The sequence below is a fragment of the Klebsiella sp. CN_Kp088 genome (assembly GCF_040064335.1).
In the GTDB taxonomy this organism is placed as follows: Bacteria; Pseudomonadota; Gammaproteobacteria; order Enterobacterales; family Enterobacteriaceae; genus Klebsiella; species Klebsiella aerogenes.
Genome location: NZ_JBEAIQ010000037.1, coordinates 39,017 through 65,470 on the forward strand (window position 1 = coordinate 39,017; position 26,454 = coordinate 65,470).

The 26,454-nt window shown below is 58.2% G+C and carries 18 protein-coding genes and 2 other RNA genes; 13 read left to right on the top strand and 7 right to left on the bottom strand.

Annotated features, from left to right (window positions below; genetic code table 11):
* Positions 1–23 precede the first annotated feature (23 nt).
* Both ABLV08_RS22560 and ABLV08_RS22565 read right to left on the bottom strand, forming a co-directional pair.
* Positions 24–266: a DUF1883 domain-containing protein gene (locus ABLV08_RS22560; RefSeq protein WP_015705086.1), complete on the bottom strand. Its 243-nt coding sequence runs from the start codon at positions 264–266 to the stop codon at positions 24–26.
* Positions 267–493: 227 nt separating this feature from the next.
* Entirely contained in the window at positions 494–847 is a 354-nt protein-coding gene (locus tag ABLV08_RS22565) for a DsrE/DsrF/TusD sulfur relay family protein (protein WP_015367099.1), read from the bottom strand.
* 66 nt (positions 848–913) lie between these two features.
* Between ABLV08_RS22565 and nasR the strand changes: the two genes are divergently transcribed.
* From nasR to ABLV08_RS22600, 7 genes are all read left to right on the top strand, one after another.
* Positions 914–2,110 carry a nitrate regulatory protein NasR gene (gene nasR / locus ABLV08_RS22570; RefSeq protein WP_348856274.1) on the top strand — a complete coding sequence of 399 codons (1,197 nt, stop codon included), beginning with the start codon at positions 914–916 and terminating at the stop codon, positions 2,108–2,110.
* 236 nt (positions 2,111–2,346) lie between these two features.
* Complete coding sequence (locus ABLV08_RS22575) at positions 2,347–3,603, top strand: CmpA/NrtA family ABC transporter substrate-binding protein (RefSeq protein ID WP_032711416.1); 1,257 nt, start codon at positions 2,347–2,349, stop codon at positions 3,601–3,603.
* A gap of 1 nt (position 3,604) precedes the next feature.
* Positions 3,605–4,489 carry a nitrate ABC transporter permease gene (gene ntrB, locus ABLV08_RS22580; RefSeq protein WP_032711417.1) on the top strand — a complete coding sequence of 295 codons (885 nt, stop codon included), beginning with the start codon at positions 3,605–3,607 and terminating at the stop codon, positions 4,487–4,489.
* Between the two features lie 9 nt (positions 4,490–4,498).
* Positions 4,499–5,287, top strand: coding sequence for an ABC transporter ATP-binding protein (locus tag ABLV08_RS22585; protein ID WP_015367094.1), 789 nt, complete (start codon positions 4,499–4,501; stop codon positions 5,285–5,287).
* Between the two features lie 6 nt (positions 5,288–5,293).
* On the top strand, positions 5,294–9,361 hold the full coding sequence (gene nirB / locus ABLV08_RS22590) for a nitrite reductase large subunit NirB (RefSeq protein ID WP_348856276.1): 4,068 nt from the start codon (positions 5,294–5,296) through the stop codon (positions 9,359–9,361).
* Positions 9,361–11,967: a nitrate reductase gene (locus ABLV08_RS22595; RefSeq protein WP_348856277.1), complete on the top strand. Its 2,607-nt coding sequence runs from the start codon at positions 9,361–9,363 to the stop codon at positions 11,965–11,967. Before nirB ends, ABLV08_RS22595 begins: the two co-directional genes overlap by 1 nt.
* Positions 11,968–12,098: 131 nt before the next feature.
* Positions 12,099–13,475 (top strand): YchO/YchP family invasin, encoded by a 1,377-nt coding sequence (locus tag ABLV08_RS22600; RefSeq protein WP_348856278.1) that lies wholly within the window; start codon positions 12,099–12,101, stop codon positions 13,473–13,475.
* Here ABLV08_RS22600 and narL read toward each other — a convergent pair.
* Entirely contained in the window at positions 13,472–14,122 is a 651-nt protein-coding gene (narL, locus tag ABLV08_RS22605) for a two-component system response regulator NarL (RefSeq protein ID WP_015705094.1), read from the bottom strand. The genes ABLV08_RS22600 and narL overlap by 4 nt on opposite strands.
* A gap of 10 nt (positions 14,123–14,132) precedes the next feature.
* Positions 14,133–15,911, bottom strand: a complete 1,779-nt coding sequence (narX, locus tag ABLV08_RS22610) for a nitrate/nitrite two-component system sensor histidine kinase NarX (RefSeq protein ID WP_015367089.1) — start codon at positions 15,909–15,911, stop codon at positions 14,133–14,135.
* A gap of 311 nt (positions 15,912–16,222) precedes the next feature.
* Here narX and ABLV08_RS22615 point away from each other — a divergent pair, with 311 nt between their 5' ends.
* The 5 genes from ABLV08_RS22615 to narI all read left to right on the top strand — a co-directional run bounded on the left by ABLV08_RS22615 (position 16,223) and on the right by narI (position 24,657).
* Positions 16,223–17,611 carry a NarK family nitrate/nitrite MFS transporter gene (locus ABLV08_RS22615; protein WP_015705095.1) on the top strand — a complete coding sequence of 463 codons (1,389 nt, stop codon included), beginning with the start codon at positions 16,223–16,225 and terminating at the stop codon, positions 17,609–17,611.
* 386 nt (positions 17,612–17,997) lie between these two features.
* Entirely contained in the window at positions 17,998–21,741 is a 3,744-nt protein-coding gene (locus ABLV08_RS22620; RefSeq protein WP_015367086.1) for a nitrate reductase subunit alpha, read from the top strand.
* Positions 21,738–23,273 (top strand): nitrate reductase subunit beta, encoded by a 1,536-nt coding sequence (narH, locus tag ABLV08_RS22625; RefSeq protein ID WP_049053424.1) that lies wholly within the window; start codon positions 21,738–21,740, stop codon positions 23,271–23,273. The genes ABLV08_RS22620 and narH overlap by 4 nt, the downstream gene beginning before the upstream one ends.
* Complete coding sequence (gene narJ / locus ABLV08_RS22630) at positions 23,270–23,980, top strand: nitrate reductase molybdenum cofactor assembly chaperone (protein WP_015705098.1); 711 nt, start codon at positions 23,270–23,272, stop codon at positions 23,978–23,980. The genes narH and narJ overlap by 4 nt, the downstream gene beginning before the upstream one ends.
* Positions 23,980–24,657: a respiratory nitrate reductase subunit gamma gene (narI, locus tag ABLV08_RS22635; protein WP_015367083.1), complete on the top strand. Its 678-nt coding sequence runs from the start codon at positions 23,980–23,982 to the stop codon at positions 24,655–24,657. Before narJ ends, narI begins: the two co-directional genes overlap by 1 nt.
* On the opposite strand, the gene ABLV08_RS22640 is transcribed toward narI, so the two are convergent.
* Positions 24,654–25,550 carry a DMT family transporter gene (locus ABLV08_RS22640; protein WP_032711420.1) on the bottom strand — a complete coding sequence of 299 codons (897 nt, stop codon included), beginning with the start codon at positions 25,548–25,550 and terminating at the stop codon, positions 24,654–24,656. The two genes, narI and ABLV08_RS22640, sit on opposite strands and share 4 nt — an antisense overlap.
* Before the next feature lie 107 nt (positions 25,551–25,657).
* Between ABLV08_RS22640 and ABLV08_RS22645 the strand changes: the two genes are divergently transcribed.
* On the top strand, positions 25,658–26,101 hold the full coding sequence (locus tag ABLV08_RS22645) for an Lrp/AsnC family transcriptional regulator (protein ID WP_032711421.1): 444 nt from the start codon (positions 25,658–25,660) through the stop codon (positions 26,099–26,101).
* A 117-nt stretch (positions 26,102–26,218) separates the two neighbouring features.
* On the opposite strand, the gene ABLV08_RS22650 is transcribed toward ABLV08_RS22645, so the two are convergent.
* A non-coding RNA gene (locus tag ABLV08_RS22650) (RtT sRNA) lies at positions 26,219–26,351 on the bottom strand.
* Positions 26,352–26,394: 43 nt separating this feature from the next.
* Positions 26,395–26,454, bottom strand: a non-coding RNA gene (locus ABLV08_RS22655) — RtT sRNA; the annotation flags it as partial.

Genomic DNA, 26,454 nt, shown 5'->3' on the forward strand with positions numbered 1-26,454 from the left:
CCCGGTCTACCGGACGTGGAGATTCAGGCGGGAACGTAGCTAATGGAGTGCTCGAGGGACTGACTATGGCTGTCGATCAGCACGTTCCAGGTGCCGCTGTAGGGCACGGTGAGATAAGCGCTGTCCCTGTCCTGCACGCTAAAAATATCGGCGTGGCTGTCGCCGGCGGCCTTGGCGCTCATTAAGTGAATATGACAGCGCTCTGAACAGCGCACCACCAGCGTATCACCGCCGAATAACGTTAAACTTGCTTTTACCATTGCCATTTTCATACCCCGTTTCTGTCTCTGAATTCATCAACCCGCGCGTGATATCGTTCACACTTTGCTCGTTGCATAACACCAAAGGGGGAGCATGTGGATGATGATTTCGATCAACAAAATGGATAACGATTAAACAAAAATGACAATCTTCCTGAAAGCGTTCAGCTGGCGTACTTTTGCATCAGCAATAGCCACCAGCCTGACATTTAATCCTGTTAATGGCGGTTACTTCAGAAGGTCAGCACTTTATCCGCCGCCAGCGTCCACTGCGCCAGCTCGACCAGCGTTCCCACTTCCACGCCATCTACTAATGGCAAATGGGTGATCCCGCGTCCGTCCGTACAGGTCTTGCAGAGTTTTACCGGCACATTCTGCGCGGTGAGGATCTCCAGCATCTGCTGGATGTTATAGCCTTCCGCCGGTTTCTGTCCGCGAAGCCCGGCGGTCACCGCATCGGACATTAAAAACAGCTTCAGATCGAGGTCTGACTCCTGCTCACGCAGGGCGATAGCCAGGCGCAGGCTATTAAACAAGGATTCACTGCCGTAAGCGGCTCCGTTGGCGACAATCACAATACGTTGCATAAAGACTCCTTTTATCAGGCACGGTTATTGCTTAGCTTTACCTAAAGACGTAATTCGGGAGGGGGTATGAATAATACGACCGGCATGACGCCTGAAGCAATCGGCTGGTTTCATTATGCGCGCCAACTACAAAAACAGCAGCTCCGTCAGCTAACGCAGCAAGGGACGCTGGCGAGCGAAATAAGTGGGTTGGTCCATATGCTGCAGTGCGAACGCGGCGCCTCCAATATGTGGCTCTCTTCCGAGGGCCGCTTGTATGACGCCGAGCGTCGGGCGGGCGGGGCGCTGGTGGACGCGCGCTTAAGCGCTTTTTATGCCGCGCTGCAACCGGCGCGGGAATCCGCCAGCAGCGCGCTGTGTTGGCGTATAGCCAGCGCGGTGTGGTATCTGGCGCAGCTTCCGGCGCTGCGAGCGGCGGTGCAAGGCCGCGCGGTGGACGCTCAGGAGGCCACTCAGCGCTTTAGCCGTATTATTCGCCATTTATTGAATATTGTGCCGCAGTTGAATGACACCATAGACGATCCGCAGATCGCCGGGCGCATGGTCGCCCTGTACAGCTTTATGCAGGGTAAAGAGCTGGCGGGCCAGGAGCGCGCGCTGGGAGCGTTGGGCTTCGCGCGCGGCCAATTTAACGGCGAGCTCCGTCAGCAGTTGGTTGACCGCATTGACGGTCAGCAGCCCTGTTTTGACAGCTTTCAGGCGCTCTCCGGTCTGCCGCGGGCGCTTGAGCTGCTGCAGGGTTGCGAAGCCGGGCGCGAGATTGAGCAACTGCGGCGCATAGCCTGTACCCGCCAGCCCTCGGCGGACGAAGGGGCCGCGGCGCAGCGCTGGTTTAGCCTGCAAACTGAACGGCTAGAGCAGATGCGCAGTCTGGAGGAGGTGTTGATTGCCGACCTGCTCAGCGCGACCCGGCAACTGCTCGAACGTGGAGAAGACGATATGCCGCCGCTGCAATGGCCTGAAGAAGAGTGCGGCGATAGCCTGACTTTGCGCCTGGATAAGCAGCTGCTGCCGCTGGTCCGCCAGCAGGCGTGGGAACTTGAGCAACTCTCCGGCCAACTGGCCTCGCTGCAAGCCGCGTTTGAGGAGCGCAAGATTATAGATAAAGCGAAATCGCTGCTGATGAGCCATCAGGGAATGCAGGAAGAACAGGCCTGGCAGGCGTTGCGTAAAATGGCGATGGATAAGAACCAGCGGATGGTCGAAATCGCCCGCGCGCTGCTGACGGTGAAAGCTCTGCTGCCGGACTCATCGTCAAATTGAATGCACAATCAGCGGGCAGGCATTGCCTGACGATGGTGCAATAGTTGACGCGGAGAGCGGTAAAACAACGTCTGGCGGGCAATAACACAAATTGGCATCCGCTTTGCATTACTGAACTTGAGTGAATCAACAATTTGAGACAACGGACCAATGGCGGTCTGAAGGTCTCTGGATAAAGGCGTCCTGCGGTGCGAAAGCACTGCCGGGCGCTTTTTTTTGCGCGTTCTGGAGCGGCTATGGGCGATAAAGTTTTCATTTCACGACGGCGCTTTTTGCAGGCCGGGGCGGCGCTGAGCGGCGCTATGCTGCTGCCCGGCGTGATGCAGGCGGCGTGGGCGGCGGGTTCCGATAAGCCGGAGTTGGCCACCGTGCGGGTCGGATTCATCCCGCTAACCGACTGCGCGCCGCTGGCGATTGCGGCATTGAAAGGATTCGATAAAAAGTATGGCATCAGCCTGCAGCCAAGTAAGGAGGCCAGCTGGGCGGCGGTGCGCGATAAGCTGGTCGCCGGCGAACTCGATGCGGCGCATATCCTCTACGGCATGCTGTATGGCCTTGAGCTAGGTATTGCCGGCAAACCGCAGCAGATGGCCAACCTGATGACCCTGAACCGCAACGGTCAGGCGATCACCCTCTCTAGTGACCTACAGGCGCAAGGCGTGAGCGATGGTCATGGGCTCAAGCGGCTGATCGACCAAAAAGCGCCGGGCAGCTACACCTTCGCCCACACCTTTCCTACCGGCACCCATGCGATGTGGCTCTATTACTGGCTGGCGAACGCCGGTATCGACCCCTTCGCCGATGTGCGCATGGTGGTCGTGCCGCCGCCGCAAATGGTGATGAACATGCGCATCGGCAATATGGTTGGCTTCTGCGTTGGCGAACCGTGGAACGCGCGAGCGATCAACGATCGCATCGGCTTTACGGCGGCAACCAGCCAGCAGATCTGGGCGGATCATCCGGAAAAAATCCTCGGCGCGCGCAGCGATTGGGTGGCGCGCTATCCAAATACCGCAAGGGCGCTGGTGGCGGCGCTGCTGGAGGCCCAGCGCTGGATTGAAGCGTCTGCCGACAACACCCGCGAAACCGCGCGGATCCTCGCCAGACGGGCGTGGCTCAACACCAAAGAACAGTACCTTAGCGGGCGCATGCTTGGCGAATACGACAATGGCATCGGCAAACGCTGGCGCGACGCTCATCCCATGCGCTTCTTCCAGCAGGGGGAAGCCAGCTATCCGTGGCTCTCCGACGGCATGTGGTTCTTAACCCAATTCCGCCGCTGGGGCCTGCTGAAAAGCGCGCCGGATTATCAGGCGGTAGCGCAGCGTATCAACCGCATCGACCTGTGGAAAGAGGCGGCCCAGGCCGTGGGCGGCATCACTGCGCCAACGCAAACGTTACGCAGCAGCACGCTGCTGGACGGCAAAGTGTGGAACGGCGCCGACCCGGAAGGGTACGCCGCCAGTTTCGCCATTCAACATAAGGGGGCATGAGATGAAACCAGCCATTAACACTCAGCCGCGTGCGCAGACCTCAACCGCGCCGGGCGAAATCATTGTCCTGCCGCCGCTGCAGGTGCGCAAAGCTACGCCGTCCGCCAGGCGCTGGCTGAACGCCGCACTGCAGCGTCTACTGCCGCCGCTACTGGGCCTGGCTCTGCTGCTGCTCGGCTGGCAGCTGGCGGCGATTGGCGCGAAAGGCTTCCCGACGCCGCTGAGCACTCTGGATTCGGCGCTGACGCTGTTTTCCGACCCCTTCTACCGCGACGGACCGAACGATATGGGCATCGGCTGGAACGTGCTGGCTTCGCTACAGCGGGTCGCGGTGGGCTTTGGTTTAGCGGCGCTGGGCGGTATTCCGCTGGGCTTTCTTATCGGCCGCTCGCTGTTCTTTGCGCGAATGTTTAACCCGCTCATCGCGCTGCTGCGCCCGGTGAGTCCGCTGGCGTGGTTACCGATTGGCCTGCTGCTGTTCCAGAAGGCGGAACCGGCTTCCAGCTGGACCATTTTTATCTGCTCTATCTGGCCGATGGTCATTAACACCGCGGAAGGCGTCAAGCGTATCCCGCAGGACTATCTCAATGTGGCTCGCGTGCTGCAGCTGTCGGAATGGACGGTGATGCGCAAAATCCTCTTTCCGGCAGTGCTGCCCGCGGTATTAACCGGCGTGCGGCTGTCGATAGGCATTGCCTGGCTGGTGATCGTCGCCGCCGAGATGCTGACCGGCGGGTTGGGTATCGGGTTTTGGATCTGGAATGAATGGAACAACCTCAATGTGGAAAACATCATCATCGCCATCGTCATTATCGGCGTTGTCGGCCTGCTGCTAGAACAGGGGCTCATATTGCTCGCCCGCCGCTTCAGCTGGCAGGAAAAATAAGGAGTCGCTATGAAACCATTAATTCAGGTACAGGCCGTCAGTCAACGCTTTAACACCGCCAGCGGCGAGTTCCTGGCGCTGCAAAACGTCTCTTTTGATATTCACGAAGGGGAAACCATCAGCCTGATTGGCCACTCCGGATGCGGCAAATCCACGCTATTGAATCTGATTGCCGGGATTACCCAGCCCACTGAGGGCGGGCTGCTATGCGATAACCGTGAAATTTCCGGCCCGGGACCGGAGCGGGCGGTGGTGTTCCAGAACCATTCGCTGCTGCCATGGCTGAGCTGTTTTGACAACGTGGCGCTGGCGGTGGATCAGGTGTTTCGCCGCACCATGAGCAAGGCAGAGCGCCGGGAGTGGATCGAACACAATTTACAGCGAGTACAGATGGGGCACGCGCTGCACAAACGGCCGGGGGAGATCTCCGGCGGTATGAAACAGCGGGTTGGCATCGCGCGCGCGCTGGCGATGAAGCCAAAAGTGTTACTGCTTGATGAGCCTTTTGGCGCGCTGGACGCGCTCACCCGAGCCCATCTGCAGGACGCGGTAATGCACATCCAGCAGGAACTGAACACCACCATTGTCGTGATCACCCACGACGTCGATGAAGCGGTGCTGCTTTCCGACCGGGTGTTAATGATGACCAATGGACCGGCCGCGACGATCGGCGAGATCCTTGACGTTAATCTGCCGCGTCCGCGTAACCGGGTCCAGCTGGCGGAAGATAACCACTACCACCATCTGCGTCAGCAGATCCTCCATTTCCTCTACGAAAAGCAGCCGAAAGCGGCCTAAGGCGGAATGATGCGGCGACTGGTAATTATCGGCAACGGTATGGCGGCAACCCGGCTGGCAGAGAAGCTGGCGGCGCGCGCGCAGGGGCGTTTCATCATCACGCTTATCGGCGATGAACCGCAGCCGGCCTACAACCGCATTCAGCTCTCGCCGGTACTCGGCGGGGAAAAAACGGCGGCGCAAATCCAACTGCTGCCGACGGAGTGGTACGCCCAGCATGGTGTCCGCGTGCGGCTTGGCGAGGCGGTCAGCGAAGTGGATGTCGCGGGGCGGAGGCTGCGCGTCGGCGGCGACTGGCTGGTATGGGATGAACTGGTGTTCGCCACCGGGTCGCAGCCGTTTATCCCGTCGCTGCCGGGTATTGAGCGCCCGCAGGTATTCGCCTTTCGCACCCTGGCGGATGTTAAAGACATCCTGGCAGTCCCCGGCCCGGCGGTGGTAATCGGCGGTGGCGTATTGGGCGTGGAGGTCGCGGCGGCGCTGCGCCGTCACGGTGGGGAAGTGACGCTACTCCATCGCGGTAGCGGTTTGATGGAGCCGCTTACCGATGCTTTTGCCGCGGAACAGTTAAAACAACAGCTTGAGGCACGCGGCATCCGCTGCGAGCTGGAGAGCCGAATTGCCGCTATTGACGAGCAGCATGTGCGGCTGGAGGACGGGCGCGCTTTTGCCGCCAGCCGGGTGGTGTTGGCCACCGGAGTGCGGCCGGATATCCGTCTGGCGGCGCGCAGCGGCGTAGCCTGCCAGCGGGGGATTATCGTCGACCGCCGGATGGCGACCTCGCTGCCGGGGATCAGCGCTATCGGCGAGTGTTGTGAGATTGACGGCCAAACCTGGGGGCTGGTGGCTCCCTGCTTGCGCCAGGCCGATGTGTTAGTTGAACGCCTGTGCGGGGTTCCCGGCGAAGAATTCAGCTGGCAGGACGGCGGCACCCGGCTGAAGGTCACCGGTATCGAGTTTTTTAGCGCCGGCGAACAGCGGGCCGGCGAGCAGGACCAGATCTACAGCAGTTGGGACCCCATCGATCGCCACTACCGTCGCCTGCTGATCCGCGATGGCCGGCTGCACGGCGTGCTGCTGCTGGGCGACTGCCAGCAGGCGGCGCCGCTTACCGCGCAGCTCGGCAGCGATAGGTCTCCTTCAGCGGAGTGGCTTTTTGACCCTTCTATAACGCAGCCGCGGGCTGCAGGAAAAATGACGATGACTAAACCTGTATTAGTGCTGGTCGGACACGGTATGGTCGGCCACCATTTTCTTGAGCAATGCGTGAGCCGGAACCTGCACCAGCAGTACCGTATCGTGGTCTTTGGCGAAGAGCGCTATGCCGCCTATGACCGGGTTCATCTCTCGGAATATTTCGCCGGGCGCAGCGCAGAGTCGCTATCGCTGGTAGAGGGAGACTTTTTTAGCCAGTACGGGATTGAGCTGCGGCCAGGAGAGACGATCGCGGAAATCGATCGTCCGGCGCGAATCGTGCGCGATGCCCACGGCCATGAAACCCATTGGGATAAGCTGGTGCTGGCGACCGGCTCCTATCCCTTCGTGCCGCCAATCCCCGGTAACGATGAAGAAGGCTGCTTCGTCTATCGTACGCTTGACGATCTTGACCGCATTGCCGCCCGCGCCGCCACTGCGCAGAGCGGGGTGGTCATCGGAGGCGGGCTGTTGGGGCTGGAAGCCGCCAACGCGTTAAAACAGTTAGGGCTTAAGACCCATGTGGTGGAGTTCGCCGCCAATCTGATGGCGGTGCAGCTGGATAACGGCGGCGCGGCGATGCTGCGGGAGAAAATTCTCGATCTAGAGGTTGGCGTGCACACCAGCAAAGCGACAACGGCGATAGTGCGCACCGCCGACGGGCTGCAGCTTAACTTCGCCGATGGCGGCACGCTGCAGACCGATATGGTGGTCTTTTCCGCCGGGATCCGCCCGCAGGATGCGCTGGCGCGCGGCGCAGGCCTGGCAATCGGCGAACGCGGCGGTATCGGTATCGATGACCACTGCCGGACCTCGGACGCAGATATATTGGCGATTGGCGAATGCGCGCTGTGGGACAACAAAATTTATGGCCTGGTGGCGCCGGGCTACCACATGGCGCGCACCGCGGCGGCGCAGTTGGCCGGCGAAACCGCCCGCTTTAGCGGCGCCGATATGAGCACCAAACTCAAACTGCTCGGCGTGGATGTAGCGTCGTTTGGCGATGCTCACGGACGTACAGCTGGTTGCCAGAGCTATCAATGGACCGATGGTCCGCGGCAGATCTACAAAAAGATCGTTGTCAGCGCTGATGGCAAAACGCTGCTGGGCGGCGTATTGGTGGGCGATGCCGGTGACTACGCGACGCTGTTGCAGATGATGCTGAACGGCATGGCGCTACCGTCTCGTCCGGAAAGTCTGATCCTCCCGGCCATGGATGGGGCCACGACGAAAGCGCTGGGGGTGGCGGCGCTGCCGGATAGCGCGCAGATTTGCTCTTGCCATAACGTCAGTAAGGGAGACATTTGCCAGGCGGTCAGCGCCGGAGCGGGCGATATGGCGGCGATAAAAAGCTGCACTAAAGCGGCGACCGGCTGCGGGGGCTGTAGCGCGCTGGTCAAACAGGTGATGGAACACCAGCTTACCGGGCAGGGCGTCGAGGTTAAAAAAGATATCTGCGAGCATTTTCCGTGGTCGCGGCAGGAGATCTATCATCTGGTACGAGTCAACCACATCCATACCTTCGATCAGCTCATTAGCCGTTACGGGCAGGGCCACGGCTGTGAAGTGTGTAAACCGCTGGTGGCGTCGGTACTGGCCTCCTGCTGGAATGAGTATCTGCTGAAACCGGCGCATTTGCCGCTGCAGGACACCAACGATCGCTACTTCGCCAATATTCAGAAAGACGGCACTTACTCGGTGGTGCCGCGGATGGCCGCAGGCGAAGTGACACCGGATGGGCTTATCGCTATCGGCCAGATCGCCAAACGTTACCAGCTGTACAGTAAAGTGACCGGAGGACAGCGTATCGACCTGTTTGGCGCGCGGCTGGAGCAACTGCCGGACATCTGGCGCGAACTGGCGGCGGCGGGATTTGAAACCGGACACGCCTACGGCAAATCATTACGCACGGTAAAATCCTGCGTCGGCTCGACCTGGTGCCGCTATGGGGTTCAGGATTCAACGGGGCTGGCGGTAAGGCTTGAACATCGTTACAAGGGGCTGCGCGCGCCGCACAAAATCAAAATGGCGGTCTCGGGCTGTACCCGCGAATGTGCCGAAGCGCAAGGTAAAGACATCGGGGTTATTGCGACTGAAAAGGGCTGGAATCTTTACGTCTGCGGCAACGGCGGGATGAAACCGCGCCATGCGGACCTCTTTGCGAGTGACCTTGATGACGCCACCCTAATCCGTACCGTCGATCGGTTGTTGATGTTTTATATTCGCACCGCCGACCGCCTGCAGCGCACCAGTAGCTGGATGGATAATCTTGAAGGCGGCGTGGCGTATCTACGCGAGGTGATCTTGCACGATAGTCTCGGTATCGGCGATGAGCTGGAGCAGGAGATGGCGCGGGTGGTGGATAGCTACCAGTGCGAATGGCAGACCACCCTGAACGACCCACAGCGGCTGGCGCTATTCCGTTCCTACGTTAACAGCGATGAGGCCGATGAGGCGGTGCAGCGGCAAATCCTGCGTGGTCAGCCGCAGCTGGTGGCGCCGCAAGGGCTTGGGCAACCGGCCCTGCCGTCGCGGCCGTGGCAGGCGATCTGCGATCTGGACGCGATCCCGCCGCAGGCGGGGATCGGCGCGCGCCTCGGCGAGCGGCAAATTGCGCTGTTCCGCTTCGGCGAGCAAGTTTATGCGCTGGATAACCAGGAACCCGGCAGCGAGGCCAACGTGTTATCGCGCGGCATTTTAGGCGACGCGGGCGGCGAGCCGATCGTTATTTCGCCGCTGTATAAACAGCGGATTCGCTTGCGAGATGGTCGCTTGTACGACAGCGGCGAGCCGTCGGTGCGCGCGTGGCCGGTGAAGATCGAACAGGGCAAAGTGTGGGTCGGCAACCAGGCATTGCTGCTGCGCGCGGAGGCGAGCTGATGAGCGAAACCCGAACCACCTGTCCATACTGCGGCGTCGGCTGCGGAGTTATCGCCCGCGTTGAACCCAGTGGAACCGTCACGGTTCGCGGCGATGAAAACCATCCCGCTAACTTTGGCCGCTTGTGCGTAAAAGGGGCAGCGCTTGGGGAAACGACCTCGCTTAGCGGGCGGTTATTACACCCTGAAGTCGATGGCCGGGCGGTCGGCTGGCCGCAGGCGCTGGCGGAGGCGGGTTCACGTCTGCGCGACATTATTGAGCGCTACGGCCCGCAGGCGGTGGCGTTTTACGCTTCCGGTCAGCTGTTAACTGAGGATTATTACGCCGCCAACAAGTTGATGAAGGGCTTTATCGGCGCCGCCAATATCGATACGAATTCGCGGTTATGTATGTCATCGGCGGTCACCGGCTATAAGCGGGCGCTCGGCGCGGACGTCGTGCCGTGTAGCTATGAAGATGTCGAGCAGAGCGATCTGGTGGTGCTGGTGGGCTCCAACGCCGCCTGGGCGCATCCGGTTCTCTATCAGCGGTTGGTGCAGGCGAAACGCGATAATCCGCGGTTGCGGATCGTGGTGGTGGATCCGCGACGCACCGCGACCTGTGATATTGCCGACGATCATCTGGCGTTGGCGCCCGGTAGCGATGGCGGGCTATTTGTCGGCCTGCTAAATGCCATTGCCGCCAGCGGTGGAATGGTGGCGGGTTTTCGCGACCAGCGGCAGGCGCTGACCATCGCCGCGCAGTGGAGCGTGGAAAAAGCGGCCGCTTTCTGCGGCCTGGCGCCGGAGCAAGTGGCTCGCTTTTATCGTGATTTTATCGCTGCACCGCGCGCCATCACGCTGTACACCATGGGAATTAATCAGTCCGCCAGCGGCAGCGATAAGTGCAACGCGATTATCAATGTCCATCTTGCCAGCGGGAAGTTTGCCCGCCGCGGCTGCGGGCCGTTTTCGCTGACCGGTCAACCCAACGCCATGGGCGGGCGTGAAGTGGGGGGGCTGGCGACGATGCTGGCGGCGCATATGAATTTTGAGCCGCAGGACCTGCAGCGATTAGCGCGCTTTTGGGGCAGCGAGCGACTGGCGCAGACGCCGGGACTAACCGCCGTCGAACTCTTCGCCGCGATTGGACGCGGCGAGGTCAAAGCGGTGTGGATTATGGGGTCCAATCCGGTGGTCTCACTGCCCGATAGCCACGCGGTGAGCCAGGCGCTGTCCAGGTGTCCGCTGGTGATGGTCTCCGATGTCGCCGCCAATACTGATACGGGGCGCTTTGCCCATATCCGCTTTCCGGCGCTGGCATGGGGCGAAAAAAACGGTACCGTGACCAACTCGGAGCGGCGAATTTCGCGTCAGCGGGCTTTTTTGCCGCCGCCGGGGGAGGCGAAAGCCGACTGGTGGATCATTTCCCGTCTCGCCGCCGAATTAGGTTATGCCCGGGCTTTTTCATGGCAACATCCGCATGAGGTATTTTGTGAACACGCGGCGCTCTCAGGGTTTGAAAATGACGGTAAGCGGGCGTTTGATATTGGCGGGCTGGCGGACCTCAGCCGGGAGGCGTGGGATGCCCTGACGCCGGTGCGCTGGCCGGTGAGCCGCAGCGCCGCGCCCTGGCGGTTAACGGAGGGCTGGCACGGCGACGGCAGGTTGCGGATGGTGCCGGTGTCGCCGCAGCCGACCCGGGCGCAGACCGAGGCATTTTATCCATTAATCCTCAATAGCGGACGTATTCGCGATCAGTGGCATACCATGACCCGCACCGGCGACATACCGCGGTTGATGCAGCACATTGCCGAACCGGTCGTCGAGGTGGCGCCTGCCGATGCGCGTCGTTTTCAATTACGTGAGGGAGAACTGGCTCGCGTCTGGTCGCGCCACGGCGTGATGATTGCGAAGGTGATAGTCAGCGAAGGGCAGCGCGCCGGTTCGCTCTTTGTGCCGATGCACTGGAATAATCAGTTTGCCCGCCAGGGACGGGTCAATAATTTACTGGCGGCGGTCACCGATCCGCATTCCGGGCAGCCGGAGAGCAAGCAGTCGGCGGTGGCGATAGCGCCGTGGCGGCCGGCGTGGCAAGGGGAGCTATTATCTCGCGAGCCCTTAGCGTTGCCATCCTCGCTGCACTGGCGGCGACGGGCGGTGGTAGGGCTTAGCCATTTGTCGCTGGCCGCGGATACCGGCCCGCAAAGCTGGCTGACCGAGTGGTGTCGCAAGCAGGGATGGCAGTTGCAAATTGCCGAGGGCGGCGGGCTGTGGAACCTACTGGCCTGGCACGACGGGCAATTGATGCTCGGCTGCTGGAGCGATATTAAGCCGCCGCAAATCGATGCTGAATGGCTGTATACGGCGTTTCGGACGCCGCCGCAGACCGCCGGCCTACGCCATGCGTTGCTCAGCGGCCGTAAGGGTGGCGACAGCGCGCCGCGTGGGCAGACTATCTGTAGTTGCTTTAGTATCGGCGAGCGGCAGATCGGCGAGGCTATTGCCGGCGGCTGCGTCAGCGTAGAGGCGCTTGGCGCGAAGCTCAAGTGTGGCACCAACTGTGGTTCCTGTATTCCGGAACTCAAAGCGCTGCTGGCGGCAAATCAAACCCGAACGCCGGTTTGATGATCGGGGACAGCAAACGTCAACCGGTTTCAGTTTATTCCTGGAATGGCCCACAGGGCTGCGGGGAAGGGCAAAAAACGATAAACTAACGTGATGTTGTTATTCCCCGTGAGCTTACGTTAATCCGTTTGATGCCTTTGCCGTACCGCTTAACCCCATCACTGACGCTTCTCCTGCTGCTGACAGGCGCTCCCGCCTGGGCGCTGATTGCCAACGATAGCAGTATGCCGCCGCAAACGACGCTGCCCGATTTAGGCATAGCGCCGCAGGTCGACGACGATGCCAAACATTTCGCCGAGATGGCCAAGAAATTCGGCGAAGCCAGCATGAGCGATAACGGACTCACCACCGGCGAGCAGGCGCGGATGTTCGCCATCAGCAAAATCGGCAATGAGTTCAGCCATCAACTGGAAAACTGGCTGTCGCCGTGGGGTAATGCCAATATCGACCTGTTGGTGGATAAAGAGGGTAACTTCACCGGTAGCAAGGGTAGCTGGTTTGTGCCGCTGCAGGACAATGAGCGTTACCTCACCTGGAATCAATATTCGGTTACCCGGCGCGAGAACGATCTGGTTGGCAATGTTGGGCTGGGCCAGCGCTGGCGTGTCGGTAGCTGGCTGCTGGGTTATAACTCGTTTTACGACAAAGTGCTCAGCGAGAGCCTGGCGCGCGGCAGCATCGGCGCGGAAGCCTGGGGCGAGTATTTGCGCTTATCGGCCAACTATTACCACCCACTTGGCGACTGGCAGTTGCGGGAAAATCAGACCCAGGAGCAGCGGATGGCCGTCGGGTATGACGTGACTGCCCAGGCACGATTGCCGTTTTATCAGCACATCAATACCAGCGTCAGCGTCGAACAGTACTTCGGCGATAGCGTCGATCTGTTTCATTCCGGTACCGGATACCATAATCCGGTGGCGGTTTCGGTGGGACTGAATTACACCCCGGTACCGTTGGTGACGGTCACCGCTAAACACAAACAGGGTGAAAATGGCGTCAGCCAGAATAATGTCGGCCTGAAGCTGAATTATCGTTTTGGGGTTCCGCTGAAACAGCAACTGGCGGCGGATGAAGTGGCTATCAGCAACTCGCTACGCGGCAGCCGCTACGATAGTCCGGAACGCGATAATCTGCCGGTAGTGGAGTATCGACAGCGTAAGAATCTGACGGTCTATCTGGCGACGCCGCCGTGGGGTCTGCACTCCGGCGAAACGGTACAGCTGAAGTTGCAAATTAATAGCCTGCACGGCATTAAATCGCTGCATTGGCAGGGGGACACTCAGGCGCTAAGCCTGACGCCGCCGGTTAATGCCAACAGTGCGGATGGCTGGAGCATCATTATGCCGGTGTGGAACAGCGAGCCGGGCGCGGTGAATCGCTGGCGTCTGTCGGTGGTGGTTGAAGATAAATCGGGTCAGCGCGTCTCTTCCAATGAGATCGCACTGGCGCTGACCGAGCCGCTGGTGACGTTTACGGCTCCCGACGTTTCCTGGACGGAATCGCCTTAGAAGATCCGTTCCTGGTGAACCCAGACGGCGGCTTCAACCCGTGATTTCAGCTTCATTTTCTTCAGCATGTGTTTCACATGCACTTTAACGGTGCTTTCGGTGATATCCAGGCGGCGGGCAATCATTTTGTTCGGCAGGCCCTGGGCAATCAGCTTCAGAATATCACGCTCGCGCGGGGTCAACTGGCTGATGTCGCGGTCGGACGTTGCACGATTAGCGCGCAGGCTGGCGGCCAGTACCGGGGTTAACGCTTCGCTTAATACCATTTCGCCTGCAGCGGCCTGCTGCAGCGCTTTCAGCAGATCTTCTGGTTCCATATCTTTCAGCAGGTAGCCGTCGGCGCCGCGTTTCAGGGCGGTCACTACGTCCTCTTCATGATTGGAGACGCTGAATACCACCACGCGGCCGGAGAGCGATTTTTCCCGCAGCTTGTCGAGCGTTTCGAGGCCGTTCATCCCTGGCATATTAAGGTCCAGTAGAATCAGGTCCGGATCCAGCGATTCCGCCAGTTCGATACCTTGTTCGCCATTACTGGCTTCGCCGATAACCTGAATGTCCGGCGCCATGCTAACCAGTTGCTTTACGCCAGTGCGCAGCATGGGATGATCATCAATGAGAAGGATGGTTGCCCGTTCCTGTTGACTCATAGGGGTCTCCTTATTGGATTGAAAACGATTTTTCCGGGATAAATGTCACCACGACTTCGGTACCGCCGGTCTCCCGGCGGCGCACCTGACAGTCGCCGCGCAAGCTTTGCGCGCGATCCCGCATAATAATTAAACCGTAATGGTTACTTCGCTCCGCGTTTTCCGGTACGCCGCGGCCGTTATCGGCAACGACTAAACGTACCTGATTATCGCGTTGTGACACGGTCACGATGACTTCTGTCGCGTTAGCATGCTTCAACGCATTGCTTAACGCCTCGCGGGCGATCTGCAGCAGGTGAATCGCCTGATGCGACGGGACAAAACGCGGCGGCAACTGATAATCCAGTTGTACCGTGAAACCAAAGTGCGCGCTGTACTCCTGACAACTGGCCTCCAGCGCCGGGCGCAGACCCGCCTCGGTAAGCTGCAGGCGGAAGGTGGTTAACAGCTCCCTTAGCTGCGCCCATGAGGTATTGAGTTCGTTGCGGATCTGCCCCAACAGCAGCCGGCTTTCATCCGGCAGGCTATCGCCCTGCATCTGCAGACAACTGACCTGCATCTTCATGCACGAAAGCGACTGGGCGATAGAGTCGTGAAGCTCGCGGGCGATGGTGGCGCGTTCTTCCATCACGATGAGCTGCTGCTGTTTTTCCTGATGGCGATCCAGCGCCAGGGTGCTGGTCAGCTGTTCCACCAGCGTATCCACCAGTTGCTGTTGGTCGTGGCTCAGGTGGCGGCCAACCGGCAGCGTGGCCAGCAGGATGCCATACTGGTTATGCGCGTCTGATAGCCGCCATTTCAGCGTTGTGCCGCCATCCGGCAGCGGGGGAAGATCGCGCGGACACAGATAGCAGCCTTTATCATCGCATTCGATATCGGAGTGGCAGGCAAACTCCTGATGATTGTCTTCATCTTCGAGGTCATACACCCGCACTTCAATATCTCGTAACAGCGTCAGCCCCTGCAGACCGTTCAGCACCGGTGAGATGCGCTCGCACAGCGGGGCGCTGGAGTGTAACCGACGGTTGGCCTGCCATAAAAAGGCCAGGATCTCGTTTTTCTGCTCGAGCCCGGCGGTCTTTTCCTGTACCCGCCGTTCAAGCACGGCGTAGCTTTCCGCCAGCTCTTCCGACATGTTATTCAACGCCATGCCGAGGGTCGCCATTTCGTTGCGACCGCTGATGTGCGCGCGCTGGGTAAAATCGCGCTGGCTGACCGCCCGCGCCATACCCAGTAACTGTTTCCATGGCCGCAGCAGGCGGGCGCGCAGCCAGATAATGGTAAAGATCAGCAGCAGCGCCATGCCGATGGCGAGGATGCGGTGGATCCAGACCACGCGCTCGATACGCTGTTCGGTGGTGTGGTCGAAAGCGGTAACCAACTGGTCAATACGGTCGACAAAGTCGGCGACATCCTGTGCCACATCGCTTTGCCTGACGGCCTGTTTCATGCCCGGTCCCAGCGACAACTGCCAATATTGCTGCAGCGCTTTCAGCTGTACTTCCTGGCCGTCACGACGCGCGGAGTATTGCAACTCCGGGCTGAAAACGGTAGCGGTCATATCGTTAAACAGCTTTTGATCGTTGGCCGTCAGCGGAATAGCCGCCAGCAGGCGGTAACTCTGCATACGCAACGAGCCTGCCTTGTTAATGGCGTGGGCGCTGCCCTGCACTCCATGCACCAGGCGGGCGGATATCGCCATACCGGCCACGCCAATAATGGTGGCGAGCAGTACGATTAACGCCAGCTGATTAACCAATGTGAGCGGCGTAAACAAACGTTTTAACATGGAATGGGTGGCTCCTGATGGGTCATCTCTCCGGGAGTGGCGCTTATTCTCGGCTATCCCCTGGAGTATACCCATACCCCTAAGGGATTACCCCTTAATTGTCGGTGGTAGGTGCCGTGGTGGGAGGGATAACCACAAACCCAGCAGTCGCGTGAAAAACCACACTTTTTTTCTCATAATTATCTACTCACTTCGGAGCATGATTTATTTTTGTACAAAATGGCTCGCGCTTTTCCTTTGATTTATATCAACTTACAGCCTTGAGCAACCCCTAAGGTAGCATCAGGAAATATGAATAATCAGAGGTATCTATGAGTCAATCTTCAATCCCGGAGAAGGCTAGCAGCTCAGTCATCACCGACTGGCGTCCTGAAGATCCTGAGTTTTGGCAACAGCGCGGCCACCGTGTGGCGAGCCGCAATTTATGGATCTCCGTTCCCTGTCTTTTACTGGCGTTCTGCGTTTGGATGTTGTTTAGCGCCGTCGCGGTAAACCTCAATAAAGTGGGTTTTCAGTTCACTACCGATCAGCTGTTTATGTTGACCGCATTGCCAGCGCTTTCCGGCGCGCTGCTGCGCGTACCTTATGCCTTTATGGTCCCGCTGTTCGGCGGCCGCCGCTGGACGGCGTTCAGTACCGGTATCATGATTATTCCGTGCGTTTGGCTGGGCTTTGCGGTACAGGATACTTCCACGCCGTTTAGCGTGTTCGTGATTATCTCTCTGCTGTGCGGCTTTGCCGGCGCTAACTTTGCTTCCAGTATGGCGAACATCAGCTTCTTCTTCCCGAAAGAAAAGCAGGGCGGCGCGCTGGGGGTTAACGGCGGCCTTGGTAACATGGGCGTCAGCGTGATGCAGCTGGTTGCGCCGCTGGTAGTCTCGATTTCTATTTTTGCCGTTTTTGGCGGTAGCGGTAGCGAGCAGCCGGATGGCTCAATGCTGTATCTGGAAAACGCCGCGTGGATCTGGGTTCCATTCCTGATCATCTTTACCCTGGCCGCGTGGTTCTTTATGAACGACCTGTCGGCCTCAAAAGCATCGCTGAGCGAACAGTTGCCGGTACTTAAACGCCTGCATCTGTGGATTATGGCGCTGCTGTATCTGGCGACCTTTGGTTCCTTTATCGGTTTCTCCGCCGGGTTTGCTATGCTGTCAAAAACCCAGTTCCCGGACGTGCAGATTCTGCACTACGCCTTCTTCGGTCCGTTTATTGGCGCGCTGGCGCGCTCGATGGGCGGGGCGATTTCCGACCGTCTCGGCGGGACCCGCGTGACGCTGGTGAACTTCGTGGTGATGGCGATTTTCTGCGCGTTACTGTTCCTGACTCTGCCGACAAATGGTCAGGGCGGCAACTTCATCGCCTTCTTCGCGGTATTTATGGTGCTGTTCCTGACCGCCGGGCTGGGCAGCGCCTCTACCTTCCAGATGATTTCCGTGATCTTCCGTAAGCTTACGATGGACCGTGTGAAAGCGCAGGGCGGCAGCGAAGCGCAAGCGATGCGTGAAGCGGCGACGGATACCGCCGCGGCGTTGGGCTTTATTTCGGCGATTGGCGCGATCGGTGGTTTCTTTATTCCGAAAGCGTTCGGTATTTCGCTGGATCTGACCGGCTCGCCGGCCGGGGCAATGAAAGTCTTCCTCGTTTTCTATATTGCCTGCGTAGTAATCACCTGGGCGGTATACGGCCGTAAACAGAAATAAGTCTTTTCTTAATGTGAAGTGACAGGGCGCGCCACAGGGTGCGCCCTTTTTATTATTTGTTGTTAGTTACAACATACTTTTACTTGTGCAAAGTTGTTGAATTCAGGGAAATAACTATCGGTACGTCATCTACCACTTAATACCTAAGCGTGGCATAAATCCCGGTTAACATTCTGTCATATTTAAAATAATCCTTATAAAACAATTAGATATTTAATAAATATCATTACTACTTTGGTGGTATCTGCGGGTTGGGTGCGGATTTATAAGCTATTTCGCATTGATCGCCATCAATTCTCCTCTTCCGGCATGGCGCTATTTTCGCTGCAAATCCAGCAATGTCGATTTATCAGAGAGCCGTCAGGCTCCATATCAGGAGAAACCCGATGAGTAAATTTCTGGACCGGTTTCGCTACTTCAAACAGAAGGGTGAAACCTTTGCCGATGGGCACGGCCAGCTTCTTAAAACCAACCGGGATTGGGAGGATGGATACCGCCAGCGTTGGCAGCATGACAAAATCGTGCGTTCCACTCACGGTGTGAACTGCACCGGCTCATGCAGCTGGAAAATTTATGTCAAAAATGGCCTGGTCACCTGGGAAACCCAGCAAACTGATTACCCGCGTACCCGCCCCGATCTGCCGAACCATGAACCTCGCGGCTGCCCGCGCGGCGCCAGCTACTCCTGGTATCTGTACAGCGCTAACCGCCTGAAATATCCGCTGATGCGTAAGCGTCTGATGAAGATGTGGCGTGAAGCGAAAGTTCAGCATAGCGATCCGGTTGAGGCATGGGCTTCAATTATTGAAGATGCCGATAAAGCGAAAAGCTTTAAACAGGCCCGCGGTCGCGGCGGTTTTGTTCGTTCTTCATGGAAAGAAGTGAACGAACTGATTGCCGCTTCAAACGTCTATACCGTCAAAACTTACGGTCCAGACCGCGTGGCAGGCTTCTCGCCGATCCCGGCGATGTCGATGGTTTCCTATGCGTCCGGCGCCCGTTACCTGTCGCTGATTGGCGGTACCTGTCTGAGCTTCTACGACTGGTACTGCGACCTGCCGCCAGCCTCCCCGATGACCTGGGGCGAACAGACCGATGTGCCGGAATCTGCCGACTGGTATAACTCCAGCTACATCATCGCCTGGGGCTCCAACGTCCCGCAGACCCGTACCCCGGACGCGCACTTCTTTACCGAAGTTCGCTACAAAGGGACCAAAACCGTGGCGATTACTCCGGACTATGCCGAAATCGCCAAGCTCTGCGATCTGTGGCTGGCGCCGAAGCAGGGTACCGATGCCGCGATGGCGCTGGCGATGGGCCACGTCATGCTGCGTGAGTTCCACCTCGATAAACCGAGCCAGTACTTCACCGATTACGTACGTCGCTACACCGACATGCCGATGCTGGTCATGCTCGAAGAGCGCGACGGCTACTATGCCGCTGGCCGTATGTTGCGCGCTGCCGACCTGGTTGACTCCCTGGGCCAGGAGCAGAATCCGGAATGGAAAACCGTCGCCTTTGACGAGAAGGGCGAAATGACCGTACCTAACGGTTCTCTGGGCTTCCGCTGGGGCGATAAAGGCAAGTGGAACCTCGAACAGCGCGATGGTAAAACCGGCGAAGAGATTGAACTGCGCTTGAGCCTGCTTGGCAGCCATGATGATATCGCCAACGTCGGCTTCCCATACTTTGGCGGCGAAGGGTCCGAGCATTTCAACAAAGTCGACCTCGAAAACATTCTGCTGCACAAACTGCCGGTAAAACGCCTGCAGATGGCCGATGGTTCCACCGCGCTGGTGACTACCGTTTATGACCTGACCATGGCGAACTACGGCCTGGAACGCGGTCTGAACGATGAAAACTGCGCGACCAGCTACGATGACGTCAAGGCGTACACTCCGGCCTGGGCAGAAAAAATCACCGGCGTATCCCGCGCGCACATCATCCGTACCGCGCGCGAATTTGCCGATAACGCCGATAAGACCCATGGCCGCTCGATGATTATCGTCGGTGCGGGCCTGAACCACTGGTTCCATCTGGACATGAACTACCGCGGGCTGATCAACATGCTGATCTTCTGCGGCTGCGTTGGCCAGAGCGGCGGCGGTTGGGCGCACTACGTTGGTCAGGAAAAACTGCGTCCGCAGACCGGCTGGCAGCCGCTGGCGTTCGGCCTTGACTGGCAGCGTCCGGCACGCCACATGAACAGTACATCGTACTTCTATAACCACTCCAGCCAGTGGCGCTATGAAACCGTCACCGCGCAGGAACTGCTGTCGCCGATGGCGGATAAATCCCGCTACAGCGGACATCTGATCGACTTCAACGTGCGCGCTGAGCGTATGGGCTGGCTGCCGTCGGCGCCGCAGCTGGGCGTGAACCCGCTGCGTATTGCTGACGAAGCGAAGAAAGCCGGTATGACGCCGGTCGATTACACCGTGAAATCGCTGAAAGAGGGGTCTATTCGCTTTGCGGCCGAGCAGCCGGAGAACGGTAAAAACCATCCCCGTAACCTGTTTATCTGGCGTTCCAACCTGCTGGGCTCCTCCGGTAAAGGCCATGAATATATGCTCAAGTACCTGCTGGGTACCGAGAACGGTATTCAGGGCAAAGACCTTGGCAAGCAGGGCGGCGTGAAGCCGGAAGAAGTCGAATGGCGGGATAACGGTCTCGACGGCAAACTGGATCTGGTCGTCACGCTCGACTTCCGTCTGTCGAGCACCTGTCTGTACTCCGACATCGTACTGCCGACCGCAACCTGGTACGAAAAAGACGATATGAATACCTCGGATATGCATCCGTTTATTCACCCGCTGTCTGCCGCCGTTGACCCGGCCTGGGAATCCAAAAGCGACTGGGACATCTATAAAGGTATCGCTAAGAAATTCTCTGAAGTCTGCGTAGGCCACCTCGGCAAAGAAACCGACGTCGTGACGCTGCCGATTCAGCACGATTCCGCCGCGGAAATGGCGCAGCCGTTTGACGTTAAAGACTGGAAAAAAGGCGAATGTGACCTGATCCCAGGTAAAACCGCGCCGCATATTATTCCGGTCGAGCGTGATTATCCGGCGACCTACGAGCGTTTCACCTCTATCGGCCCGCTGCTGGAAACCATCGGCAACGGCGGTAAAGGTATCGCCTGGAATACCCAGAGCGAGATGGACCTGCTGCGTAAGCTCAACTACACCAAGGCGGAAGGTCCGGCGAAAGGCCAGCCGAAGCTGGAGACCGCTATTGACGCCGCTGAGATGATCCTCACCTTGGCGCCGGAAACTAACGGTCAGGTAGCTGTGAAGGCGTGGAAAGCGCTGAGCGAATTTACCGGCCGCGACCATGCGCATCTGGCGCTGAACAAAGAAGACGAGAAGATCCGTTTTCGCGATATCCAGGCGCAGCCGCGTAAGATCATCTCCAGCCCGACCTGGTCTGGCCTGGAAGACGAACATGTCTCCTATAACGCTGGCTACACCAACGTCCACGAGCTGATACCGTGGCGTACGCTGTCCGGCCGTCAGTCGCTGTATCAGGATCACCAGTGGATGCGCGACTTTGGCGAAAGCCTGCTGGTCTATCGTCCGCCGATTGACACCCGTTCGGTGAAAGCGGTGATGGGCGAGAAGTCCAACGGCAATAAGGAGAAGGCGCTGAACTTCCTGACGCCGCACCAGAAGTGGGGGATTCACTCTACTTATAGCGATAACCTGCTGATGCTGACTCTGTCGCGCGGCGGGCCGATCGTCTGGATGAGCGAAGCGGATGCGAAAGATCTGGGTATCGAGGATAACGACTGGATCGAAGTCTTCAACGCCAACGGCGCCCTGACGGCGCGTGCGGTAGTGAGCCAGCGCGTACCGGCAGGAATGACCATGATGTACCACGCGCAGGAACGTATCGTGAACCTGCCGGGTTCTGAAGTTACCGGTCAGCGCGGGGGGATCCACAACTCGGTTACCCGTATTACGCCAAAACCGACTCATATGATCGGCGGCTACGGCCACCTGGCGTACGGCTTTAACTACTATGGCACCGTCGGTTCCAACCGCGATGAGTTTGTTGTGGTACGTAAGATGAAGAACATTAACTGGTTAGACGGCGAAGGTAATGACCAGGTACAGGAGAGCGTAAAATGAAAATTCGTTCACAAGTCGGCATGGTGCTGAATCTCGATAAATGCATCGGCTGCCACACCTGCTCCGTAACCTGCAAAAACGTCTGGACCAGTCGTGAAGGGATGGAGTACGCCTGGTTTAACAACGTAGAAAGTAAGCCGGGCGTCGGTTTCCCGAACGACTGGGAAAACCAGGAAAAATGGAAAGGCGGCTGGATCCGTAAAATCAACGGTAAACTGCAGCCGCGCATGGGCAACCGCGCGATGCTGCTGGGTAAAATCTTCGCCAACCCGCATCTGCCGGGAATCGATGATTACTACGAGCCGTTTGATTTTGACTACCAGAATCTGCATAACGCGCCGGAAAGCAAACATCAGCCGATCGCTCGTCCGCGTTCGCTGATTACCGGCCAGCGGATGGACAAAATTACCAGCGGCCCGAACTGGGAAGAGATCCTCGGCGGCGAGTTTGAAAAACGCGCCAAAGACCAGAACTTCGAAAACATGCAGAAGGCGATGTACGGCCAGTTCGAAAACACCTTCATGATGTATCTGCCGCGCTTATGCGAGCACTGCCTGAACCCGGCGTGCGTCGCGACCTGCCCGAGCGGTGCCATCTATAAGCGTGAAGAAGACGGTATTGTCCTGATCGACCAGGATAAGTGCCGCGGCTGGCGTATGTGCATCACCGGCTGCCCGTACAAGAAGATCTATTTCAACTGGAAGAGCGGGAAATCCGAGAAATGCATCTTCTGCTACCCGCGTATTGAATCCGGGATGCCGACGGTGTGCTCCGAAACCTGTGTGGGACGTATTCGCTATCTCGGTGTCCTGCTCTACGACGCGGACGCGATTGAAAACGCAGCCAGCACCGAGAACGAGCAAGATCTGTATCAGCGCCAGCTGGACGTCTTCCTCGATCCTAACGATCCAAAAGTGATTGAACAGGCGTTAAAAGATGGCGTACCGCAGGGCGTAATTGAAGCTGCGCAGCAGTCGCCGGTTTACAAAATGGCGATGGACTGGAAGCTGGCGCTGCCGCTGCACCCGGAATATCGCACCTTGCCAATGGTTTGGTACGTGCCGCCGCTGTCGCCGATTCAGTCCGCCGCCGATGCGGGCGAACTGGGTAGCAACGGGATCCTGCCGGATGTAGAAAGCCTGCGTATTCCTGTCCAGTATCTGGCGAACCTGCTGACCGCGGGCGATACCCAGCCGGTACTGCTAGCGCTGAAACGTATGCTGGCGATGCGCCACTTCAAACGTGCGGAAACCGTCGACGGCATCGTCGATACCCGCGCGCTGGAAGAGGTTGGGCTGAGCGAAGCGCAGGCGCAGGAGATGTACCGTTATCTGGCTATCGCCAACTACGAAGATCGTTTCGTGGTGCCGAGCAGCCATCGCGAACAGGCCCGCGATGCCTTCCCGGAGAAGAGCGGTTGCGGCTTTACCTTCGGCGATGGTTGCCACGGCTCTGACAGCGAATTCAACCTGTTTAACAGCCGTCGCATTGACGCCATTGACGTTACCAGCAAAACGGAGCCGCACGCATGATTGAACTCGTGATTGTGTCGCGTCTGCTCGAATACCCTGACGCTGCCTTATGGCAGCATCAGCAGGAGATGTTCGAGGCTCTCGCGTCATCGGAAAAACTCGCCAAAGAAGATGCCCAGGCGCTGGGCGTTTTCCTGCGCGATTTAGTGGCTCAGGATCCGCTGGACGCCCAATCGGCGTATAGCGAGCTGTTTGACCGCGGCCGCGCCACCTCGCTGCTGCTGTTTGAACATGTTCACGGCGAGTCCCGCGATCGTGGGCAGGCGATGGTCGACCTGATGGCGCAGTACGAGCGCCACGGTCTGCTGCTGGATAGCCATGAGCTGCCGGATCACCTGCCGCTGTACCTTGAGTATCTGGCGCAGTTGCCGGAAGAGGAAGCGCTTGGCGGCCTGCGGGACGTTGCGCCAATCCTTGGCCTGCTCAGCGCGCGTCTGCAACAGCGCGAGAGCCGCTATGCGGTGTTGTTCGAGCTGCTGTTGAAGCTTGCCAATACTCAGGTCGATAGCCAGAAAGTGGCGGAGAAGATCGCCGACGAGGCCCGCGACGATACACCGCAGGCGCTGGATGCCGTCTGGGAAGAAGAGCAGGTCAAATTCTTTGCCGACCAGGGCTGCGGCGAGTCGGAAATCTCCGCTCACCAGCGCCGTTTTGCCGGAGCCGTGGCCCCGCAATATTTGAATATCTCTAACGGAGGACAGCACTAATGCACTTCCTGAATATGTTCTTCTTTGACATCTATCCGTACATTGCGGGTTCAGTGTTCCTTATTGGCAGCTGGCTACGCTACGACTACGGCCAGTACACCTGGCGCGCCGCCTCCAGTCAGATGCTGGATCGTAAAGGGATGAACCTGGCGTCAAACCTGTTCCATATCGGGATCCTGGGTATTTTTGCCGGTCACTTCCTCGGCATGCTGACCCCGCACTGGATGTATGAGTCCTTCCTGCCGATCGACGTGAAGCAGAAAATGGCGATGTTTGCCGGCGGGGCGTGCGGCGTGATGACGTTGGTCGGCGGTTTACTGCTGCTCAAGCGCCGTCTGCTGAGCCCGCGCGTTCGTGCTACCACCACCACAGCGGATATCCTGATCCTCTCGTTGCTGATGGTGCAATGCGCGCTGGGTCTGCTGACCATTCCATTCTCCGCCCAGCATATGGACGGTAGCGAAATGATGAAACTGGTCGGCTGGGCGCAGTCGGTGGTGACCTTCCACGGCGGAGCTTCGCAGCATCTCGATGGCGTAGCTTTTGTCTTCCGAGTTCACCTGGTGCTGGGGATGACGCTGTTCCTGCTGTTCCCGTTCTCGCGCCTGGTTCACATCTGGAGCGCGCCGGTCGAGTACCTGACGCGCAAATACCAGATTGTGCGCGCGCGTCGCTAGTTCATTCGCGACGGCTGACTTACCCCGCCATGGCGGGGTTTTTTTTCGCCCCAGCCAAGGTTGTTGCCCGCCGCAGCAAACAAAATCAGCACCCCTCCAGCCAACTGCAGCGGCGTGAGCGCATGATGGAAAACCAGATAGTCAACCACGATAGCCATCAGCGGATAGATAAACGAGAGCGAACCAGTGACCGGCGTCGGCAGCTTTTGAATCGCACTATATAAAAGTTGATACATAATCCCGGTATGGACGATGCCGAGGATCAGCAAATAGCGCCAGGGAAAATGGCCGTTAAACTCGGGGGCATGAACCAGCGGCAAAAGCATTACCGTACCGACGATAACCTGAATAAAAGCGATATGCTGCGCCGGTAGCGACTGCAGCTTGCGGGCGATAATGGCGGTCAGGGCATAAAAAAACGCCGCGCATAACGCCAGTGCAATGCCAGTAACGAGATTGTCGCCGTGGGTGGGAGTTAGTTCGCTCGATAGCAGAATCACCACGCCGCCGAAGGCCAGCAGTAACCATCCCCATTTTACCGCGCTTACTCTTTCACCTAGTATCATGCTCAGTAATACCAGCATAAAGGGCTGGGTGTTGTAGACCACGGTGGCCATCCCGATAGAAACGCGTGAGTAGGCGGCAAACAGCAGCAGCCAGTTGATCACCAGCGCGACGCCGCCAAGGACTGCCAGCGCCAGAGTGAGGCGCGTCAGGCGGCTGAAGGGTTGCCGGCTTAACAAAATAAACAGCAATAATGTGACCGCGCCGATAAGACAGCGCCAGAAAACCACGTCGATTACCGGCAACCCTGAGAGCAGCACGAATGCGCCAATCGAGCCGGAAATGATCATCGCCAGGCTCATCTGCCAGACACCACGAGAAAGCTGCATATTTCACCTCCAGAAGTTTTCCATTATTGTCGTGAAAAGCCTGACAGCTTGATATATCTGAAATAAGGTAAAAACAGATGAATGCCTTTATTAATTAGGTGAAATAAATGGAATACGTAATTGATGAAATAGACCGGGCTATTCTGACCTGCCTGACACATGATGCCAGAGTTTCGCTCAAGGTATTGAGCGCGCAGGTGGGATTGACCTCGCCGAGTACCGCCGAGCGGGTAAAACGCCTTGAGGAAAAAGGGGTTATTGAGGGTTATGGCGCGCGGGTGAATCTGGCGGCGCTGGGATATAGTCTGCAGGCATTAGTACGAGTGAGACCGCTACCGGGATTGCTGCAAAAAGTGGATAAATATATCCAGGCTATGCCGGAGTGTATTGAAAGTGACAAGGTCACCGGAGAGGATTGTTTTGTTATGCGTCTTGTGGTCCGTGATATTGCGCAGCTGGATACGATACTGGATGGTCTCGCAGAGTATGCGCAGTGCAATACGTCGGTGGTGAAGAGTTCACCGGTAAAAAGACGATTGCCCCCGCTGTGAGTTTTCCCGGAGGCGGTGCTGCGCACCTGTCCGGGCTACCAAACGACACCACCTTTAGCCTCGCTAAGCGAAGCGCGAGCGAGGAGATGGCAGTGCAGGTGGCTGAAGAGAATGCAACAGTAGTGGGGGAAGGATTACTCGGCGCTAAAGCGCCTCGCCCTTCGGGCCGTTGCCTGCGGCAACGTTCTCTCGCTGACGCTCGAGTCGAACCTTAGTCGAAGCTTCTCATCCTTCCCCGTAGGGCAGAATATAGAATATCGCAGGTAGATTAAGCTGGGCATAACATGTGGAGATGGTGGTGGGGGAAGGATTACTCGGCGCTAAAGCGCCTCGCCCTTCGGGCCGTTGCCTGC

Excerpts from the sequence above, each read along its gene's own strand:
- ABLV08_RS22560 (WP_015705086.1), bottom strand. The coding sequence starts at position 266 with ATGGCAATGGTAAAAGCAAGTTTAACGTTATTCGGCGGTGATACGCTG.
- ABLV08_RS22565 (WP_015367099.1), bottom strand. The coding sequence starts at position 847 with ATGCAACGTATTGTGATTGTCGCCAACGGAGCCGCTTACGGCAGTGAA.
- nasR (WP_348856274.1), top strand. The coding sequence starts at position 914 with ATGAATAATACGACCGGCATGACGCCTGAAGCAATCGGCTGGTTTCAT.
- ABLV08_RS22575 (WP_032711416.1), top strand. The coding sequence starts at position 2,347 with ATGGGCGATAAAGTTTTCATTTCACGACGGCGCTTTTTGCAGGCCGGG.
- ntrB (WP_032711417.1), top strand. The coding sequence starts at position 3,605 with ATGAAACCAGCCATTAACACTCAGCCGCGTGCGCAGACCTCAACCGCG.
- ABLV08_RS22585 (WP_015367094.1), top strand. The coding sequence starts at position 4,499 with ATGAAACCATTAATTCAGGTACAGGCCGTCAGTCAACGCTTTAACACC.
- nirB (WP_348856276.1), top strand. The coding sequence starts at position 5,294 with ATGATGCGGCGACTGGTAATTATCGGCAACGGTATGGCGGCAACCCGG.
- ABLV08_RS22595 (WP_348856277.1), top strand. The coding sequence starts at position 9,361 with ATGAGCGAAACCCGAACCACCTGTCCATACTGCGGCGTCGGCTGCGGA.
- ABLV08_RS22600 (WP_348856278.1), top strand. The coding sequence starts at position 12,099 with ATGCCTTTGCCGTACCGCTTAACCCCATCACTGACGCTTCTCCTGCTG.
- narL (WP_015705094.1), bottom strand. The coding sequence starts at position 14,122 with ATGAGTCAACAGGAACGGGCAACCATCCTTCTCATTGATGATCATCCC.
- narX (WP_015367089.1), bottom strand. The coding sequence starts at position 15,911 with ATGTTAAAACGTTTGTTTACGCCGCTCACATTGGTTAATCAGCTGGCG.
- ABLV08_RS22615 (WP_015705095.1), top strand. The coding sequence starts at position 16,223 with ATGAGTCAATCTTCAATCCCGGAGAAGGCTAGCAGCTCAGTCATCACC.
- ABLV08_RS22620 (WP_015367086.1), top strand. The coding sequence starts at position 17,998 with ATGAGTAAATTTCTGGACCGGTTTCGCTACTTCAAACAGAAGGGTGAA.
- narH (WP_049053424.1), top strand. The coding sequence starts at position 21,738 with ATGAAAATTCGTTCACAAGTCGGCATGGTGCTGAATCTCGATAAATGC.
- narJ (WP_015705098.1), top strand. The coding sequence starts at position 23,270 with ATGATTGAACTCGTGATTGTGTCGCGTCTGCTCGAATACCCTGACGCT.
- narI (WP_015367083.1), top strand. The coding sequence starts at position 23,980 with ATGCACTTCCTGAATATGTTCTTCTTTGACATCTATCCGTACATTGCG.
- ABLV08_RS22640 (WP_032711420.1), bottom strand. The coding sequence starts at position 25,550 with ATGCAGCTTTCTCGTGGTGTCTGGCAGATGAGCCTGGCGATGATCATT.
- ABLV08_RS22645 (WP_032711421.1), top strand. The coding sequence starts at position 25,658 with ATGGAATACGTAATTGATGAAATAGACCGGGCTATTCTGACCTGCCTG.